This window comes from Pseudomonas brassicacearum, from assembly GCF_918698105.1.
Taxonomy (GTDB): domain Bacteria; phylum Pseudomonadota; class Gammaproteobacteria; order Pseudomonadales; family Pseudomonadaceae; genus Aquipseudomonas; species Aquipseudomonas brassicacearum_F.
In genome coordinates this window covers 21,281-41,227 of record NZ_CAKKMI010000050.1, presented here as the reverse complement: position 1 = coordinate 41,227, position 19,947 = coordinate 21,281, and the positions used below count along the sequence as shown (strand labels likewise).

Below are 19,947 nucleotides of genomic sequence, written 5' to 3'. Positions count from 1 at the left end.
GCCACAGAAGCAAAAAAGGGGCGTGGCCACCGAAGCCACACCCCTCGAAGAAAACCGCCTCTCAGTGTTTGATCAAACCACCTTGGCCACCACATTCGGCCGTGGCGACAACACGCTCACCAGCACAAAACTCACCAACGCCACGCTCAGGCTGTAGTAGATCGGCGTATTGGCGTCCAGGCCGTCCTTGAGCATGAAGAACAGCGCGGTCAGGAAGCCCAGCGACATGCTGCTGATCGCACCGGCCGTGGTGGCGCGCTTCCAGTAGATGGCGCCGATCAGCGGGATCAGCATGCCACCCACCAACAGGTTGTAGGCCAGGGTCAGGGCGCTGATGACGTCGCTGACCACCAGGGCGATCACCAAGACCACCGCGCCCATCAGCAAGGTCGCGATGCGGTTTTCGTGGACGTCGCCGCTGCCGCTTTCACGGCCATGGCGCAGGCGTGGCAGCAAGTCCTGGACCACCGTGGTGGACGCCGCGAGCAGGCCTGCCGCAGCGGTGGACATCAAGGCTGCCAGGGCGGCGGCGATCACCAATCCACGAATGCCGTTGGGCAGGCTGGTCTGGACGATGCTGGCGAAGGCGTTGTTGACGTTTTCAAGGTCCGGCAGCAACACCTTGGCCGCCATGCCGATCAACGCACCGGCCAGGCCGTACAGCACGCAGTACAGGCCGGCGGCGGTGCCGGCCACTTTGGCCACGCCTTCGCTGCGAGCGGTGAACACCCGCTGCCAGATGTCCTGGCCGATGAAAATGCCGAAGAAGTAGATCAGGAAGTAGGTGAGGATGGTGTCCCAGCCAATCGCGGTGAAATCGAAGTAGCTGGCCGGCAAGGCCGCCACCATCGCGTCCCAGCCGCCGGCATCGCCGATGGACATCGGCATCAGCAGGAACACCAGGCCAACGGTCATGATCAGAAATTGCACGATGTCGGTCAGGGTCAGCGACCACATGCCGCCGATGGTGGAATACAGCACCACCACGCCGCCGCCCACCAGGATCGACACCCAGAACGGCAAGCCGAACAGCACCTGCATCACGGTGCCGATGGCGATGGTCGAGGTGGCACCGATCATCAGTGCGTAAACCAGCATGATCAGCGCACTGGCCTGGCGCGCAGCCGGGTTGTAGCGGCGCTCCAGCACTTGGGTCACGGTGTAGATCTTGAGCTTGAGCAACGGCTTGGCGAGGAACAGGCTCAGGCCGACGATGCCCAGGCCAATGGCGCCGCACAGCCAGAACCCGGAAATGCCGTAGACGTAGCCCAGGCGCACGGTGCCGATGGTGGATGCACCGCCCAGCACGGTGGCGGCCATGGTGCCCAGGTAAAAGCCCGGGCCGAGGTTGCGCCCGGCGACCAAGTAGTCGTCACGGGTCTTGGCGCGGCGCATGCCGTACCAGCCGAGGGCGATCATGCCGGTGGCGTAGATGAGAACGACGATTAAGTCCAAAGCCATGATGGCGTGTCTCCGATTCTATTTTTTATAGTGAGGTCGGGTGATTGATGCCTTTGTGGCGAGGGGATTTATCCCCGCTGGGCTGCGAAGCAGCCCCAATACAGGCCACTCAATCTGTCTGGCACACCGAGGCGCCAGGTTTAAGGGCCGCTTCGCGCCCCAGCGGGGATAAATCCCCTCGCCACACCCCCGGCCCATACACCGCCGCCGGCTCTGGAAACAGCCCCAGCAGCGTCAGGTACACCACCGAGGCCAGGCCCAGGGTCACCGGCAGGCTGATGTCGATCCCGCCAGCCAGCTCCCCCAGCGGCCCGACGAACTGCCCCGGCAGGTTGACGAAGCACAACCCCACCAGCGCGCTGGGGATCCATGCCCCCAGGCCGCGCCAGTTCCAGCCGTGGCTGAACCAGTAGCGCCCGCCGGTTTCACCGCGAGTGAACACTTGCAGGTCATCCGGGCAGTAGAAGCCACGGCGCACCAGCAGGCCGATGATCATGATCACCATCCACGGCGTGGTGCAGGTGATGATCAGCACGGCGAAGGTCGAGACGCTCTGCACCAGGTTCGCCGCGAAGCGCCCGATGAAGATAAAGGCAATCGACAGCACGCCGATCAGCAGCGTCGCCTTGACCCGCGACAGCACCCGTGGGAACACGCTGGACATGTCCAGGCCCGTGCCATACAGCGACGTGGTGCCGGTGGACATGCCGCCGATCACCGCGATCAGGCACACCGGCAGGAAGAACCAGCTCGGCGAAACTGCCAGCAATCCGCCCACGTAGTTGTTGGCTGCGATGTAGTCCGGTGCCTTGATCGCCACGATGGTGGCGGTGGCGAGGCCGAACAGGAACGGGATCAACGTCGCCAGCTGCGCCGCGATCACGGCCAGCATGATGCGGCGCTTGGGCGTGTTGCGAGGGATGTAGCGCGACCAGTCACCGAGGAACGCACCGAAGGAAATCGGGTTGCTCATGGCCACCAGCGCCGCACCGATGAACGCCGCCCAGAAGCCCGGCTGGCCGAGGCTGACCGTGCCGGCGAACTGGCTGTCGAAGGTCGGTGCGAAGGCGAAAATACCCAGCAGGAACAGCAGGCTGGCGGCCCACACGGCGATGCGGTTGACCCACAGCATGAAGCGGAAGCCGTAGATGCACACCGTCAACACCAGCAGGGCGAACAGGCCGTAGGCCAGGCCCAGGCTCAGGTCGGTTTCCGGCACGCCGATCAGCCGCTTGGCGCCGCCGATCAACGCGTCTCCGGAACTCCACACCGACAGCGAGAAGAACGCGATGGCGGTCAGCAACGAGAGGAACGAGCCGACGATTCGCCCGTGCACGCCGAAGTGCGCACCGGAAGACACCGCGTTGTTGGTGCCGTTGAGCGGGCCGAACAGGCCCATGGGCGCGAGGATGATCGAACCCACCAGGACGCCCAGCACAATGGCCCAGACCCCGGCCTGGAATGACAGGCCGAACAGCACTGGGAAACTGCCGAGCACGGCGGTGGCGAAGGTGTTGGCGCCGCCGAAGATCAGGCGAAACAGGTCGCTTGGGCCGGCGGTTCGTTCGTGGTCCGGGATCTGTTCGACCCCGAAGGTTTCAATTTGCGTAAGGCTGTTGTCGTTATTGTTATGCATGATCTGCTCCGATCATAAAGGCGCGCCCGTCGTGTGCGGGCGTCACCTGTTGCTAAGGGGGTGGCAGCCCTTCCGGCATTGCGGACAAATGTTCGTGGCAGGCCAGCCATAGGCCTTGTTGTTCTTGGCGAAACACAATGGTTTCGCGCTCCTGGCTAAAGTGAAGCTCCCCTTGCATGCGCAGCTCGGTGGCCACGTCATGGATGAAAATCGCCACGTCCCCTTGCAGGCTGACGAAGGCGTTGCTCGAGGTGCAATTGAGCACCTCGAAGCCATCCTCGGACCGCCAGCGATCCCACAACGCCTGGTAGGCATCGCGTGACAGCAGGGGCTGTTCGAGGGTGTAGAACACGAAACTCGCATCGGCCGTGAACGCGCCGAAGTAGGCGTCGCGGTCATTGCGGGCGAAGGCCGACACCAAATTTGCAGCGGCCTGGAGCACCTGGTCCTGTTCGTTCATGGCCGCACCTCAGCGATGAACAACGCCAGGCAGTACGCAGAGCATCTCGTACAGCAGGTTGGCGCCCAGCAGCGAGGTGTTGCCGGTGGTGTCGTACGGCGGCGAGACTTCTACCAGATCGCAACCGACCAGGTCGAGGCCCTGGCAGCCACGGACGATTTCGATCGCCTGGATGGTGGTCAGGCCGCCGATTTCCGGGGTGCCGGTGCCGGGCGCCCAGGCCGGGTCGATACCGTCGATGTCGAAGCTCAGGTACACCGGGCCGCCGCCGACTTTCTCACGCACTTCGGCCATCAGCGGGGCCAGGGATTTGTGCCAGCACTCTTCGGCCTGGACCACGCGAAAACCCTGGTTGCGACTCCAGTTGAAATCATCGGCGGTGTAGCCCTGGGCCCGCAGGCCGATCTGCACCACGCGGTCGCAATCGAGCAGGCCTTCTTCCACGGCGCGACGGAAGGTGGTGCCGTGGGCGATCTTCTCGCCGAACATGTGGTCGTTCACATCGGCGTGGGCGTCGATGTGCACCAGGCCGACCTTGCCGTGTTTCTTGTGGATGGCCCGCAGGATCGGCAGGGTGATGGTGTGATCGCCACCCAGGGTCAGGGGGATGACGTTGTGTTCGAGGATCTTGTGGTACGACTCTTCGATGATCCGCACCGCGTCCAGCAGGTTGAAGGTGTTGATCGGCACGTCGCCGATGTCGGCCACCGACAGCGAGTCGAACGGCGCGGCGCCAGTGGCCATGTTGTAGGGGCGGATCATCACGGATTCGGCGCGGATCTCCCGCGGCCCGAAACGGGTGCCGGCGCGCAGGGAGGTGCCGATGTCCAGCGGCACGCCGACGAACGCAGCGTCCAGGCCGGCAGCGGTTTGCAAATGGGGGAGTCGCATCATGGTGGCGATGCCGCCGAAGCGCGGCATTTCGTTGCCGCCCAGTGGTTGGTGAAGAATCTTGTCCACGGGTAGGGCCTCATCGTTGTTTTATTTATCAGGGGCCGATTCTGCGAAAAGCCGTTGCCGTGAAGAATCGCTGGCGGCAAATACTTAGTTCAGATTTTTCTAAACTAATGGCGGGCAGGGCGATAGACTCTCGCGATTGATCTGTCGAGGTTAATGGTGGGTGCAAGCCTGTGGGAGCAAGGCTTGCCCGCGATGAAGTTCATGCGGTTTCCTCTGGAACCGAGGCGCCTGTATCGCGAGCAAGCTTTGCTCCCACAGATAAATCCCCCTCGCCACAAAGTTTGCAGTGACCCGTCTGTATGGAGACACCCCCAATGGCCAACGCTCTACCCGACCTGAAACTGCTGCGCATTTTCGTCAGCGTGGTCCGGCACCAGGGTTTCGCCAATGCCCAGCACGAGCTCAACCTGTCCACGTCGGCCATCAGCACCTACATGAGCCAACTGGAATCTGCCCTGGGCCTGGTGCTGTGTCATCGTGGCCGGGGTGGGTTCAGCCTGACCAGCAAGGGCGAGCTGTTCCATCAGGAAACCTTGCGCCTGTTGGGCGAACTTGAAGGGTTCGAGCAGTACGCCGCCGCGCTCAAGGGTGAGCTGCGCGGCACCTTGAACCTGGGGGTGATCGACTCCACGGTCAGCGACAAGGCCTTGCCGTTCGCCGAAGCCATCGGTGCCTACAGCCAGGAGCATCCGGCGGTGCATTTGCACCTGTCGGTCATGAGCCCTTACGAGTTGCAACTCGGTGTGCAGGACAACCGCCTGGACCTGGCCATCGGTGCGTTTTCCACGCGAATGAGTGGGCTGGTCTACATGCCGCTGTACCGTGAGCAGCACTGGTTGTATTGCAGCAACCGCCACCCGTTGTTCAACGAGCGGCGTATCCCCGAGCAGGTCATCACCCAGCAGCGCATGGTCGGGCGCGGTTACTGGAGCCAGGCCGAACTGGCCCGTCATGGCTTCAAGCACAGCGCGGCGACGGTGGAGAGCATGGAGGCGCAGTTGATCCTGGTGTTGTCCGGGGCCTACGTCGGCTATCTGCCCGAGCACTACGCCCAGGCCTGGGTCGACAAGGGCGACTTGCGCGTGCTGCTGCCGGCGACTTTCGGCTATCAGGCGCCGTTTTCGATGATCGTGCGCCGCGGCCGCAGCCGCGAGCCGCTGATCCAGACCTTCCGCGATTTGCTCAAAGCTCAACTGAATCAGGCCTGACCATGTCCAGAACTCAATGCCCGCGCTGCCAACGACCGCAAAGCCACTGCCTGTGCCCATTGATCCCCAGCCTCGACAGCCGCACCCGCGTCTTGCTGTTGCAGCATCCCAGCGAAGTGAGCCATGCGTTGAACACGGCCAGGCTGGCGGCGTTGGGGCTGCGCAATGCTGAACTGATCGTGGGCGAGGTGTTCGAGGATTTGCCCAGGTTGCTCAATCAGCCGGGTTATCAGGCGCGGTTGTTGTTTCCGGCTGACGATGCGCAGCCGCTGCAAGCCTATGCGCCCTGCGATGAGCCGTTGCTACTGGTCGTGCCCGACGGCACCTGGCGCAAGGCGCGCAAGCTGCTGCACCTCAACCCGCTGCTGGCGGCGTTGCCGAGGGTAACGTTGGCCGAGGGCGGGGTGTCGCGTTATCGTTTGCGCAAGGCCCCTGGGCCGGGGGCGCTGTCGACGGTGGAGGCGATTGTCCAGGCGTTGCAGGTGCTTGAGGCGCCGGCGAGCTTCGAGGGGTTGCTGAGGCCGTTCGAGGCGTTGATCGAGGGGCAGATAGCGGCGATGGGGGAGGAGACCTATCAGAAGTACCATGGAGGGGTTTAGAGGCCCCTGTGGCGAGGGAGCTTGCTCCCGCTCGGCGGCGCAGCCGTCGTAAAACCTGCTGGCGCGGTCTGCCTGACACAACGAGGTGAATGGTCTTGGGGCTGCTGCGCAGCCCAGCGGGAGCAAGCTCCCTCGCCACGGGGTTGAGTTAAGTCCAGATCACCGCTCGCGCATCGCCTCGGTCCGCGCCTTCAACACCGGCTTGAGCAAGTAATCCAGCACACTTTTCTCCCCGGTGATGATGTCCACCGTCGCCACCATTCCCGGAATGATCAGCAACGGTTTGGCATCCCCACCCAAGTGATTTTTATCCGTGCGCACCTGGATCAGGTAGAAGCTGTTGCCCTTGTCGTCGGTGATGGTGTCGGCGCCGATCAGTTCGAGCTTGGCGCTCAGCCCGCCGTAGATCGTGTAGTCGTAGGCGCTGAACTTGACCATGGCTTTCTGGCCCGGGTGCAGGAACGCCACATCCTGGGGGCGGACCTTGGCTTCGATCAGCAGGTTGTCTTCCAGGGGCACGATTTCCACCATGTCGTTACCTGGCTGCACCACACCGCCGATGGTGTTGACCTTCAATTGCTTGATCACCCCATGCACGGGCGAGACCACGGTGGTGCGGGTCACGCGGTCGTCGATGGCGATGCTCGAGGCGGTGATTTTCGACAGTTCGGTGCGTTTCTCATTGAGGTCCTTGGCCGCCTCGGAACGGAAGGTCTGTTCCGATTCGTCGATCTTGCTCTTGATCTCGTTGATCGCCGATTCCGCCCGGGGAATCGCCAGGGTGGTGGCGTTGAGCGAGCCGCGGATTTCCACCGCGCTGCGTTTGAGCCGCAGGATCTCCACCGGTGATACCGCCCCGGTGCGCACCAGCGGGGCGGACATGTTCATTTCTTCTTGCAGCAAGGCCAGGGCCGAGCTGAACTGGCCTTGCTTGGAGCGAAACTCCGCCAGCTCCTGGGTCTTCTGCCGCAGCTGTTCGGTCAGGGTGCGTTGTTCGCTGGCCAGGCGCCGCTGGCGTTGTTCGTACAGTGAGCGCTCGTCCTCGGCCACTTGCGGGGCCTTGGCGATCACTTCGGCTGAGAGTTTGAATGGCCGGCCCTCGGCCTCGGCCGACAGGCGCTCGACCTGGGCGGTCAAGGCATAGCGGTCGGCCTCGCTCTCGCCCTTGTTCGACAGGAACCGCGTGTCATCCAGGCGCAGCAGGGTGTCGCCCTTGTTCACCATCTGGCCTTCGCGCACGAAAATCTCAGTGACGATGCCGCCCTCCAGGTTCTGGATCACCTGGATCTTGCTCGACGGAATCGCCTTGCCTTCGCCGGTGGTGACTTCCTGCAATACCGCCAACTTCGCCCAGACCAGCCCAGTGATAATCAACCCGGCGGCCAGCCACACGGTGACGCGCGAGCGGCGGGGCGAATCCTGCAGCGTGGCGCCGGCGGTTTCCGGCATGAACTCGCTTTCGGCGCTTTTGCTGAAACTGCCGAAGTAGCTTCGGGCGGCTGAATCCGGTGTTTGAGCAGACATGGGGCGGTACCCGTTGGTTAAGTGAAAAGAGCTGGGTGCTGCTTTAAGTAAAAGGAACTGGGTGCTGCTTTTTGTGGCGAGGGAGCTTGCTCCCGCTCGACGGCGAAGCCGTCGTAAAACCTGCCGACGCGGCTCGCCTGACACGATCGGGTGAATGGCCTAGGGGCTGCTTCGCAGCCCAGCGGGAGCAAGCTCCCTCGCCACAGGTGTTAATCATGTCCCGGGGTGTGTCGGTTTCTATACCGCCGCGGAGCCCACCCGGCCCTTGCGCAGTGCATCGATCACCGCTTCCTTCGGCCCATCCGCCACGATCCGGCCGTTATCCAGCACCACCAGGCGGTCCACCAGGCTCAGCATCGAGGTGCGGTGGGTAACCAGCAGCACGGTCTTGCCCTGTACATGGGTGTGAAGTTTCTGCCGCAAGACGTCTTCGCTGCTGTTGTCCATGGCGCTGGTGGGTTCGTCCAGCAGCAGGATCGGCGGGTCGAGCAGCAAGGCCCGGGCCAGCAGCACGGCCTGGCGTTGGCCGCCAGAGAGCAGTTGCCCGCGCTCGCCCACCGGGCGGTCGAAACCTTGGGGATGTTGGCGCGCCAGTTCGGTGACACCGGTCAGTTCCGCCACTTCCAGCATGCGCGCGTCGCTGATGTAGCGCGCGCCCAGGGTGAGATTGTCCCGCAGGCTGCCGGCCAGCAGCGGCAGGTCATGGGCGACGTAGCCGATCTGTTGGCGCAGGTCGGCGACGTCCAGTTGTCGCAGGTCCAGGCCGTCGAGCAGCAACTGGCCTTCCTCCGGCGCGTAGAAACCCATCACCAGGCGCGCCAGGGTGCTCTTGCCCGAGCCACTGCGGCCGATGATCCCGACCCGTTCGCCGGGCTTGAGACTGAAGCTGATATTGGCCAGCGCTGGGGTGCTCTGGCCGTTGTAGTGGAAGGTCACGCCGCTGACGTCCAGCCCGCCCTGCAACTGGGTGCGATCCAGCGGCCGCTGCTTGGCGTCACGCTCCTGGGGCAACGCCATCAGCGCATCGGTGCTGCGCATGGTGAGCTGGGCTTGCTGGTAACGGGTGATCAGCCCGGCGATCTGCCCCAGCGGCGCCAGAACCCGGCTGCCGAGCATGTAGGTGGCCACCAGCGCGCCGACGCTGAGGTTGCCGGCAATGATGCTGTAGACCCCGGCGACGATGGTCGCCATGCCGGCCAGCTGTTGCAGGAACAAGGTGCCGTTGGTCGCCAGTGCCGAGAGGTTGCGTGCATGGCTGTCCAGGCGGGTGAGGGCGCCGTGGGTGCTTTCCCACTGATGCTGGCGCTCGCTTTCGGCGCTGCAGGCCTTGAGGGTTTCCAGGCCGCCGAGGGTTTCGATCAGCAGTGCCTGGCGCTGGGCGCCCAGGGCCAGGCTTTTTTGCACGGTGTCGCGCAGGCGCACCTGGATGATCATCGCGAAGACGATGGTGATCGGAAACGCGATCACGGGAATCACCACCAGCCAGCCGCCCAGCAGGCCGATCACTACCAGCATCAGCACGGCGAAGGGCAGGTCGATCAGGCTGGTGAGGGTCACTGCCGTGAGGAATTCGCGCAGGCCCTGGAAGTCGTGGATGCTCTGGGCGAAACCACCGATGGTCACTGGCTTGGCCTTCATCGCCATGCCGGTGATGCGTTCGAACAACGTCGCCGAAAGAATCACATCGGTTTTCTTGCCGGCGGTGTCCAGCAGATGGGCGCGCACCACCCGCAACACCAGCTCGAAACCGGTGCCGATCAACAGCCCCACGGCCAGCACCCACAAGGTCGACGTGGCCTGGTTCGGCACCACGCGGTCGTAGGTCTGCATGACGAACAGCGGCACCATCAGCCCCAGCAGGTTGATCAGGAAACTCGCCAGGATCGCATCGCTGTACAGCCAGCGCGACAGTTTCAAGGTGTCGCGAAACCACGCCTCGACCCGCGGCACCAGGGGCGCGCGCAGGTCTTCGAGTTCATGGCGCGGCCGGGCGAACAAGGCCTGGCCACTGTAGTCGAGGTTCAGTTCCTCGCGGCTGACCCACTGCTCGCCGCCGTCGGCTTCGCTGGGCAGGATCAGCGCCTTGCCATCCTCGCCCCAGCGCCTGAGTACCGCACAGCGGCCGCCCGCCAGGATCAGCATCACCGGCAGGTTCAGGGGGGAGATATCCGCCAGGTCGCGACGCAACAGCCGCGCCTGCAAGCTCGCCCGGGCCGCTGCGCGGGGCAGCAGGTCCAGGCTCAAGCGTTGGTGCGCCATAGGTAGCCCGGCGCTGAGGCTGGCGCGGCTGACCGTCGCACCATGGAGTTTGCAGAGGATCAACAGACCGTCCAGCAAGGGATCATCGAAATTCAGGCGCGGATCGGCGCTAAGGGTTGCGGGTTCCATGCTGGTCACATTGTTCGCTCCCATTTTTTTTGGAGGGGGCTACTTCAGTTCCGGCAGCCGAGCCTGGTTCTTGACTTCGGTCTGTGCGACCGCATCGGCCGGCAGCACGATCCGTTGTTTTTGCAACAACAGGCCCATGTTCGCCAACACCCGGTACATCGAGTATTCCTCGGTGTAACGCACCTCGGTGTAACGACGGTTGGCGTTGTACAGCTCGTTTTCGCTGTCGAGCACGTCGAGCAAGGTCCGCTGGCCGAGGCCGAACTGATCCTGGTAGGCGGCGCGCACGCGCGAAGTGGTTTCGGCGTATTCGCGGGCGGTGGGGGTCTGTTTACGGGCGTTGAGCATCGCGTTCCAGGCCAGGCGCGTGTCTTCGTTGAGCTGGCGCAGGGCATTGTTGCGGATGTCCATGGCCTGGTTGATCTGGTGGGCGTTGGACGCCAGCCGCGCCTTGTCGCTGCCACCGCGCAACAGGTTGTAGTTCATCACCACGCCGACCCGCCAGTTGTTGTCGTGGCCTTCTTCGCCACCGATGTTGTTATTGGCGCCCACCGCCGCCTCGGCGTCGAAGCGCGGGTAGAACGGCGACTTCGCCACTTCGTACTGGCTCTCGGCGGACTGTATGTCGGCCTGGGCCGATTTCAGGTACGGGTTGTTATCCACCATGCTTTGCTGGGCTTCGCGCAGGTCGGCAGGGAGTTCGCCTTTGGTCGAGGGCGGCGCTTCCAGTTCATCGGGCATGCGCCCGACCACGCTGTAGAAGTTCGCCTCGGCGTCGGCCAGGTCGACCTGGGCGGTGTCGTAGTTGTTTTCCGCCAGGGCGCGACGGGCGTTGGACTGGTCGGAGTCAGCCGTACTGCCTACCCCGCGTTGGGTGCGCAGGCCGATCTGGTCGTTGACCCGCAGGTGCGCCTGCAGGTTGTTCTTGGCCAGGGTCACCAGTTCGCGACGCTTGAGCACTTCCAGGTAGACCTCGATGGTGCGCAGCGCCAGATCCTGGGCGGTGCCCTGGGCGTAATAGGCCCGGGAATTGACCACGCCCTGGGTGCGCTGCACTTCATTGGCGGTGTTGAACCCGTCGAAGATCATCTGCCGCAGGCGCAGCTCCGATTGGGTGTAGGTCAGGATATTGGTGTGGTGATTGCCCAAGGCCCGGGTATTGGTGTTGTCGCTGTAGCCGCGTCCGTAACCGGCATTCAAATCCACCGACGGGAAAAAGCCCCCTCGGGCGACTTTGACGTCTTCATTGGCCGACAGACGGCTATCTACCCGTTGTGCCAGCTCTGGGTGAGTGGCAATGGTGCTCTGGATCGCTTCGGTCAAGGATATGGCCTGCGCCTGAGAGGCGCAGGCCATGGCCAGCAAAACCGCACTGCAGAGGGGGGTTAGAACGTGCATGGGGTACATCTCCTGAGGTCTGTAGCGCTTTGCTTGTCGCCAAAATATTGACGTAGTTAAGATCAAAACCGTTTCAACCTTGTTACACACAGCTAAGAACATTCTGGGCAAAAACCCTAAGAAGAATTTCTCATAACGATTATTTCGAAAAAAACTTATGTCGCGGAAAAAAACCGGCACATTGTTCAAAGCGAAAACCTTTGGATCTGCTGGTTCTGACGGCTTTTAGGCGTCAATAAAAAGTTCCATGCAGATTTTCAAACAATGTGAAGAAGCGACGAGAAGAGCAGTTTGTGAAGCGGTTTGGTGTGACGGTTTTTTGTCATTATGGCGAATCGCTAGCGCCTTCTGCTTTCCCCAAAGCTGGCAGTTTTTCCAGCTTTTGGGTTGCCAGATCTCAGGGCGGATTCTTCACCAAGACAGGTGCCGATTGCGATCGGCAACGGAGGAAATGCACATGGCAGCGCTCATCGGTATCGTCAGCAAAGTGGTCGGGCAAGTTTTCGCAGAAGCGGCCGGTGGCCTGCGGCGGCCTCTGGTCGAAGGCGATCGGCTTTACGCCGGCGAACACCTGGTCACCGGTGTCGAAGGGGCCGTGGCTGTTCATATGCAGAACGGCCAGACGTTGACCCTGGGCCGCGAAAGCAACCTGACCCTGACTCCGCAGCTACTCGCCAACCACGCGCCTCATGTCGACACGCCTGACGCGGCGACACCGACTACCGCGCAACTGACCGATGTGCAAAAGCTGCAGCAAGCCATCGCCGCCGGTGCCGACCCGACCCAGACCGGTGAAGCCACCGCCGCCGGCCCCGAGGGTGGCAATCCGGGGGGCGTTGGCGGCGGGCACAATTTTGTGCTGCTGGAAGAAGTCGGCGGGGAGGTCGATCCGCTGATCGGTTTCCCGACGGCCGGCTTCAACGGGATTCCCGAGTTTCCACAACTACGCCTGGCCGGTGACCCGGATAACACCGGTGACAATGCAACCGTGCCGCCGGTGACACCGGATAACCCGGTGACCCTCGACGGGGTCAATGTCGAGGGCGGCGAACTGACCACCAACGAAGCCAATCTGGCCGATGGTTCGGCCAGCAATCCGAGTGCGCTGGTGCAAAATGGCACCTTCACGGTTTCCGCGCCTGACGGGCTGAGCAGCCTGAGCATCGGCGGCATCAACGTGATCAGTGGCGGCGTGCCCGCAGGCTTCCCCCAGACCATCACGTCGGCGCTGGGCAACACGTTGACCATCACCGGCTATGACCCGACCACGGGGGTGGTCAGTTACACCTACACCCTGACGGACAATGAAAGCCATCCTGCCGGCGGTGGTGCCAACAACATTACCGAGCAGTTCCCCGTAGTGGCCGTCGACACCGACGGCGACACGGCCACCGGCACCCTGGACGTCAACATCACCGATGACGTGCCCCAGGCGATCGACGACAGCCACGCCAACACAGCGTCGGAAACCCTCGTCACGCTCACTGGCAACGTATTGACCAACGATCACCAGGGCGCCGACCGGATCCCCACCGGTCCCGACAGCGGGCCGATCATTGGCGGGACGTTCACCGGCACCTACGGCACCTTGGTGCTCAACCCCAACGGCACGTACACCTACACCCTGAACCCCAGCGACCCGCAATTCGTCGCGTTGCATGGCGGGGGCAGCGGCACCGAGACGTTCACCTACACCCTGACCGATGCCGACGGCGACACCAGCACCGCCAACCTGGTGCTGCAAGTGCACAACAACGACGACCCGGTGATCATCACCGGCCTCGACACCGAAGGTGGCGAGCTGTCATTGCAGGAAAAAAATCTCAGCGACGGCAGCAGCCCGGATGCACCGGCGCTGACTCAAAGCGGCACGTTCACCGTGACTGCGTTGGACGGTGTGCAGACGCTGAGCGTTGGTGGCATCAATGTGGTGACGGGCGGCGTGACGGCGGGTTTCCCACAATCGATCACCACCGCGCTGGGCAACACCCTGACCATCACCGGCTATAACGCGACCACCGGCGTGGTCAGCTACAGCTACACCTTGCTGGACAACGAAGGCCATCCAAACGCCAACGGCGCCAACAGCCTCAGCGAGCAATTTGCGGTCGTTGTCACCGACGATAACGGCACCACAGCCAATGGCAATCTGGACGTCAATATCGTCGACGACTTGCCCAAAGCCGTGGACGACAGCAACGCCAGCACGGCTTCGGAAACCAATCTGACCCTGACCGGCAGCGTGCTGACCAACGACACCCAAGGTGCAGACCACGTTGCGTCTGGCCCCATCACCCCCGGCACCTTCACCGGCACCTACGGCACCCTGGTGCTCAACGCCGACGGTTCCTACACCTACACCCTCAACACTGCCGATGCTGACTTCAAAGGCCTGCACGGTGGTGGCAATGGCAGCGAAACCTTCACCTACACCCTGACCGATGCCGACGGCGACACCAGCACCGCCAACCTGGTGCTGCAAGTGCACAACAACGACGACCCGGTGATCATCACCGGTCTCGACACCGAAGGTGGCGAGCTGTCATTGCAGGAAAAAAACCTCAGCGACGGCAGCAGCCCGGATGCACCGGCGCTGACCCAAAGCGGCACGTTCACCGTGACTGCGTTGGACGGTGTGCAAACGCTGAGTGTGGGTGGCATTAACGTGGTGATGGGCGGTGTGGCGGCTGGTTTCCCACAATCGATCACCACCGCGCTGGGCAACACCCTGACCATCACCGGCTACAACGCCACCACCGGCGTGGTCAGCTACAGCTACACCTTGCTGGACAACGAAGCCCATCCAAACGCCAACGGCGCCAACAGCCTCAGCGAGCAATTTGCGGTGGTCGTCACCGATGACAACGGCACCACCGCCAACGGCAACCTGGACGTGAACATCGTTGATGATTTGCCTAAAGCTGTGGACGACAGCAACGCCAGCACGGCTTCGGAAACCCACCTGACCTTGACCGGCAGCGTGCTGACCAACGACACCCAAGGTGCAGACCATGTGGCGTCCGGCCCCATCACCCCCGGCACCTTCACCGGCACCTACGGCACCCTGGTGCTCAACGCCGACGGTTCCTACACCTACACCCTCAACACTGCCGATGCTGACTTCAAAGGCCTGCACGGTGGTGGCAATGGCAGCGAAACCTTCACCTACACCCTGACCGATGCCGACGGCGACACCAGCACCGCCAACCTGGTGCTGCAAGTGCACAACAACGACGATCCGGTGATCATCACCGGCCTCGACACCGAAGGTGGCGAGCTGTCATTGCAGGAAAAAAACCTCAGCGACGGCAGCAGCCCGGATGCACCGGCGCTGACTCAAAGCGGCACGTTCACCGTGACTGCGTTGGACGGAGTGCAAACCCTGAGTGTGGGTGGCATTAACGTCGTCATCGGTGGCGTGGCAGGCGGTTTCCCGCAATCGATTACCACCGCGCTGGGCAACACCCTGACCATCACCGGCTACAACGCCACCACCGGCGTGGTCAGCTACAGCTACACCTTGCTGGACAACGAAGCCCATCCAAACGCCAACGGCGCCAACAGCGTTAGCGAGCAATTTGCGGTGGTCGTCACCGATGACAACGGCACCACGGCCAACGGCAACCTGGACGTGAACATCGTTGATGACCTGCCGACCGCTCACGCCGACTCCGCCTCGGTGGATGAGGGCGGGACGGTCAGTGGCAATGTCCTGAACAACGACGAAGGTGGTGCCGACGGGCCGGCCGTGAGTGGTGCCGTGATCGGCGTGCGCGCTGGCAACGACACCTCGACCCCGGCGATTGGCGGCTTGAATACCCAGATCAACGGCACCTACGGCTACCTGACCCTGGACGCCAACGGCAACGCCGTCTATCACAGCAACCCGAACACTGTCAGCGCCCCAGGCGCGACCGATGTCTTCACCTACACCGTGCGTGATGCCGACGGTGACGAAAGCACCACCACCATCACCATCGATGTCCACGATGTCTGCCTCGTCGCCACACCCGACCACGAAATCAACGTCTACGAAAAAGCCCTCGACCTGAACCAGGATGGCCAGGACCTGGCCCCCGGCACCGTCACCGGCAGCGCCCCGAACGCCACCAGCGAGACCGCCAGTGGCAGCCTTGTCGGCTCGATCAGCGGTGCCGTTGGCGCCGTGACCTTCGCGCTGGTGGGCAATGCCACCGGAGCCTACGGTCAACTGTCACTCCATCCTGATGGTTCGTACACCTACACCCTGACCTCACCGGCCACGACCACGCCTCACGCCAACGATGGTCCGAACGTGTTGAGCGAAAGCTTCACCTACCAGGCCACGGACTCGTTGGGCAACACGGTCACCAGCACGATCACTATCGATATCGTCGACGACGTGCCCAACGCCCATGCCGATTTCGCCTCGGTGATGGAAGGCGGTACGGTCAATGGCAACGTGCTGGACAACGACGTACTCGGTGCCGACGGTGGTGCAGTCATCGGTGTGCGCGCCGGCAATGACACCTCGAACCCTGCCGTCGGCGGCTTGAACACTCAGATCAACGGCACATACGGCTACCTGACCCTGGACGCCAACGGCAACGCCGTCTACCACAGCAACCCGAACACCGTCAGTGCCCCAGGCGCGACCGATGTCTTCACCTACACCGTGCGCGATGCCGATGGCGATGAAAGCACCACCACCCTCACCATTGATGTGCACAACAGCTGCCTCGTCGCGGAAACCGACCACGACGTGACTGTCTACGAAAAAGCCCTCGACCTGAACCAGGACGGCCAGGACCTGGCCCCTGGCACCGTCACCGGTAGCGACCCGAGCGTCACCAGCGAAACCGCCAGCGGCAGCCTTGTCGGCTCGGTCAGCGGTGCCGTTGGTGCAGTGACCTTCGCGCTGGTGGGCAATGCCACCGGCGCCTACGGTCAACTGTCACTCCAGCCTGATGGTTCGTACACCTACACTCTGACCTCGCCCGCCACGACCACGCCCCAAGTCAACGATGGCCCGAACGTGTTGAGCGAAAGCTTCACCTACCAAGCCACGGACTCGTTGGGCAACACGGTCACCAGCACGATCACTATCGATATCGTCGACGACGTGCCCAAGGCACACTGCGATTTCGCCTCGGTGGTGGAAGGCGGGACGGTCAATGGCAACGTGCTGGACAACGACGTACTCGGTGCCGACGGTGGTGCAGTCATCGGTGTGCGCGCCGGCAATGACACCTCGAACCCTGTCGTCGGTGGTCTCAACAGTCAGATCAATGGCACCTACGGTTACCTGACCCTGGACGCCAACGGCAACGCCGTCTACCACAGCAATCCCGACGCTGTCGGCGCGCCAGGTGCGACCGATGTCTTCACCTACACCGTGCGCGATGCCGATGGCGATGAAAGCACCACCACCCTTACCATTGATGTGCACAACAGCTGCCTCGTCGCGGAAACCGATCACGACATTACCGTCTATGAAAAAGCCCTCGACCTGAACCAGGACGGTCAGGACCTGGCCCCCGGCACCGTCACCGGCAGTGACCCGAGCGCCACTGGTGAAACCGCCAGCGGCACCTTGGTCGGTTCAGTCAGCGGTGCCACTGGCGCCGTCACCTTCACCCTGGTAGGCAACGCCACCGGCGCCTACGGCCAGTTGCTGCTGCACCCGGACGGGTCCTACAGCTACACCCTGACCTCGCCAGCCAACACCACCCCCCACGCCAACGATGGCCCGAACGTGCTGAGCGAAAGCTTCACCTATCAGGCCACGGACTCCCTGGGCAACAGCACCACCGGCAGCCTGGTGGTCAGCATCGTCGATGATGTACCAAAGGCCGTTGCGTCCGAGCGTTCGGTCACGGCGGTGGAGATCGATTCGAACCTGCTGATCGTGCTCGACGTGTCCGGCAGCATGGCTGATGACTCCGGTGTGCCGGGGCTTTCGCGGTTGGACCTGGCGAAACAGGCGATCAGCGCCTTGCTCGATAAATACGATGACCTTGGGGATGTGAAAGTCCAGCTCGTGACGTTCAGCAGCAGCGCCACCGACCAGACTTCGGTGTGGGTCGACGTGGCGACTGCCAAGTCGCTTCTCTCCAGCTTGTCGGCGGATGGCGGGACCAACTACGACGCGGCGGTGGCAGCGGCCAAGACGGCGTTCGTCACGTCCGGGCAACTGACCGGGGCGCAGAACATCGGCTACTTCTTCTCGGACGGCAAGCCCAATTCGGGCCTGGAAACCGGCGCGGCAGACGAGGCGGCGTGGAAAGCCTTCCTCGATGCCAATGGCATCAAGAACTACGCCATTGGCCTGGGCGACGGTGTCAGTAATGGCTACCTCGACCCGCTGGCCTACGACGGCAGCGCCCATACCAACACCAACGCGGTGGTGGTCACCGACCTGAACCAACTCAATTCGGTGCTCTCCGGCACCGTACAAGGCGCGCCGGTTACCGGCAACCTGCTGGGCGAGGGCGGTTCGTTCGGCGCCGATGGCGGGTTTGTCAAAAGCCTGGTGGTCGATGGCACTACGTACAGCTATGACCCGGCGGCCAACGATGGCAAGGGTGCACTGAGCGCCAGTGGCGGGGTCAACCACGGCAGTTTCAATACGACCACCAACACGCTGAGCATTGCCACCGCCCATGACGGTACCCTGGTGGTCAACCTCGATACCGGTGCGTTCAGCTATACCTCCCAGACCGCCACCAGCACATTGATCACCGAACACATCGGCTACACCGTCAGTGACAACGATGGCGACCTGGCCAGCTCCAATCTGGTGATCAAAGTCGTGCCCAACAGCCCACCCGTGGCGATGGACGACAACATCATCACCAACGTGCTGTCGGGCAACATCGTGGTACCGGGCGAATTGTTGCTGGGCAACGACAGCGACGCCAATGGCGATCCGCTCACCGCGTCACCCACCAGTTTCAATACCGGTTGGAGCGCCAAAGGCGGGGACTTCACTGGCAGCACCGGCACGGTCAGCTTCACCGGCAACAATGTGCAGTCGATCAATCTCAATCGCAGCGCCTTCGTCGCCAATGCCGCGAGCATGACGGCGGTGCTGGTGGTCAGCGGTGCGCTGGGTGCGGTTTCCAACAACAATGCCAGCGATGAAGACCGCCTCAACATCAGCCTCAAGCAGGGTGAAACCCTGACCCTGGACCATAACCTGGCGGGCGGGCATGTCACCCTTGAGTACTCTCTCAACGGTGGGCCTTTCATTGCGATCAGCGACGGCGCCTCCTTCACCGCCGCGGCGGATGGCAACTACCAGATCCATGTCACCAACATCGCCAATGGCAGCGGTGGCAACCCCAACGGCGCTGAAAACTATCAACTGACCATGACCGTCAACTACGCCGGCGCCCACGACAGCACGTCGGATTATCATGGCAGCTACACCGCCAGCGACAATCATGGCGGCAGCGACAGCGCGGCGGTGGGCATCACCTACCAGGCGGGCCATACGCTGACGGGCACCACCGGGGACGATGTGCTGATCGCCGGCAACGGTGACAACACCCTCAATGCGGGCGACGGCAACGACATACTCAGCGCGGGCTCGGGCAACAACACCCTGCACGGCGGGGCAGGCAATGACCTGCTCTACAGCGGCACGGGCAACGACTTGCTCGACGGTGGTGCGGGCAACGACACGGCGAGCTATGCCCACGCCACCGCCGGGGTCACGGTGAACCTGGGATTGTTGGCGGCGCAGAACACCGTGGGCGCCGGCACCGATACCCTTACAGGCATCGAAAACCTGGTCGGTTCGAACTTCAACGATACCCTCACCGGTGACGGCGCCAGCAACCGCATCAACGGTGGCTTGGGCCATGACGTGCTCAATGGTGGTGGTGGCGATGACCTGCTGATCGGCGGCCTGGGCAACAACACGCTCACTGGCGGCAGCGGCGCCGATACCTTCCAATGGCAGGCAGGAAACAGCGGCCACGACGTGATCACCGACTTCACCCCCGGCCTCGACAAACTCGACCTGTCCCAACTGTTGCTAGGGGAAAACGGCAGTGCGGCATCGCTGGACGACTACCTGCACTTCTCCGTTACCGGTAGCGGTGCGTCGCTCGTGACCAGCATCGACGTCAGTGCCATTGCCGGTGCCACACCGAACCAGACCATCGACCTGGCCGGCGTCAACCTGGCCACGCATTACGGCGTCACGCCGGGCTCGGGGGGGATCATCGGCGGCGCGGACACGGCGACGATCATCAATGGGATGTTGAATGATCATTCCTTGAAAGTGGACACAGTATGAAGTGAGCTGAAATGACAAAACCCGGCGAT

At 62.9% G+C, this 19,947-nt stretch carries 10 protein-coding genes; 3 read left to right on the top strand and 7 right to left on the bottom strand.

Going from position 1 to position 19,947, the window contains the following annotated elements; genetic code table 11:
- Positions 1 to 72 precede the first annotated feature (72 nt).
- From LQ215_RS19300 to speB, 4 genes are all read right to left on the bottom strand, one after another.
- A complete protein-coding gene (locus LQ215_RS19300; protein ID WP_230152115.1) occupies positions 73 to 1,461 on the bottom strand; it encodes a sodium:solute symporter in 1,389 nt (462 codons plus the stop codon).
- Positions 1,462 to 1,570: 109 nt separating this feature from the next.
- On the bottom strand, positions 1,571 to 3,100 hold the full coding sequence (locus LQ215_RS19295) for a purine-cytosine permease family protein (protein WP_230152123.1): 1,530 nt from the start codon (positions 3,098 to 3,100) through the stop codon (positions 1,571 to 1,573).
- Between the two features lie 49 nt (positions 3,101 to 3,149).
- Positions 3,150 to 3,557 (bottom strand): YybH family protein, encoded by a 408-nt coding sequence (locus LQ215_RS19290; RefSeq protein ID WP_230152113.1) that lies wholly within the window; start codon positions 3,555 to 3,557, stop codon positions 3,150 to 3,152.
- Positions 3,558 to 3,566: 9 nt separating this feature from the next.
- Positions 3,567 to 4,517, bottom strand: a complete 951-nt coding sequence (speB, locus tag LQ215_RS19285) for an agmatinase (protein WP_003198979.1) — start codon at positions 4,515 to 4,517, stop codon at positions 3,567 to 3,569.
- 314 nt (positions 4,518 to 4,831) lie between these two features.
- Between speB and LQ215_RS19280 the strand changes: the two genes are divergently transcribed.
- Entirely contained in the window at positions 4,832 to 5,725 is an 894-nt protein-coding gene (locus LQ215_RS19280; RefSeq protein ID WP_003184133.1) for a LysR family transcriptional regulator, read from the top strand.
- A gap of 2 nt (positions 5,726 to 5,727) precedes the next feature.
- On the top strand, positions 5,728 to 6,324 hold the full coding sequence (locus LQ215_RS19275) for a tRNA-uridine aminocarboxypropyltransferase (RefSeq protein ID WP_230152111.1): 597 nt from the start codon (positions 5,728 to 5,730) through the stop codon (positions 6,322 to 6,324).
- A gap of 159 nt (positions 6,325 to 6,483) precedes the next feature.
- Here LQ215_RS19275 and LQ215_RS19270 read toward each other — a convergent pair whose 3' ends face one another.
- From LQ215_RS19270 to LQ215_RS19260, 3 genes are all read right to left on the bottom strand, one after another.
- Entirely contained in the window at positions 6,484 to 7,848 is a 1,365-nt protein-coding gene (locus LQ215_RS19270) for an HlyD family type I secretion periplasmic adaptor subunit (protein ID WP_230152110.1), read from the bottom strand.
- Positions 7,849 to 8,085: 237 nt separating this feature from the next.
- Positions 8,086 to 10,245 (bottom strand): type I secretion system permease/ATPase, encoded by a 2,160-nt coding sequence (locus LQ215_RS19265; protein WP_230152109.1) that lies wholly within the window; start codon positions 10,243 to 10,245, stop codon positions 8,086 to 8,088.
- Between the two features lie 30 nt (positions 10,246 to 10,275).
- Positions 10,276 to 11,634: a TolC family outer membrane protein gene (locus tag LQ215_RS19260; RefSeq protein ID WP_230152107.1), complete on the bottom strand. Its 1,359-nt coding sequence runs from the start codon at positions 11,632 to 11,634 to the stop codon at positions 10,276 to 10,278.
- A gap of 457 nt (positions 11,635 to 12,091) precedes the next feature.
- On the opposite strand from LQ215_RS19260, the gene LQ215_RS19255 reads away from it, so the two are divergent.
- Positions 12,092 to 19,918: a retention module-containing protein gene (locus LQ215_RS19255; protein ID WP_230152105.1), complete on the top strand. Its 7,827-nt coding sequence runs from the start codon at positions 12,092 to 12,094 to the stop codon at positions 19,916 to 19,918.
- Positions 19,919 to 19,947 lie beyond the last annotated feature (29 nt).

Coding starts and splice junctions, on each gene's coding strand:
- LQ215_RS19280 (WP_003184133.1), top strand. CDS start 4,832: ATGGCCAACGCTCTACCCGACCTGAAACTGCTGCGCATTTTCGTCAGC.
- LQ215_RS19275 (WP_230152111.1), top strand. CDS start 5,728: ATGTCCAGAACTCAATGCCCGCGCTGCCAACGACCGCAAAGCCACTGC.
- LQ215_RS19270 (WP_230152110.1), bottom strand. CDS start 7,848: ATGTCTGCTCAAACACCGGATTCAGCCGCCCGAAGCTACTTCGGCAGT.
- LQ215_RS19300 (WP_230152115.1), bottom strand. CDS start 1,461: ATGGCTTTGGACTTAATCGTCGTTCTCATCTACGCCACCGGCATGATC.
- LQ215_RS19255 (WP_230152105.1), top strand. CDS start 12,092: ATGGCAGCGCTCATCGGTATCGTCAGCAAAGTGGTCGGGCAAGTTTTC.
- LQ215_RS19260 (WP_230152107.1), bottom strand. CDS start 11,634: ATGCACGTTCTAACCCCCCTCTGCAGTGCGGTTTTGCTGGCCATGGCC.
- LQ215_RS19290 (WP_230152113.1), bottom strand. CDS start 3,557: ATGAACGAACAGGACCAGGTGCTCCAGGCCGCTGCAAATTTGGTGTCG.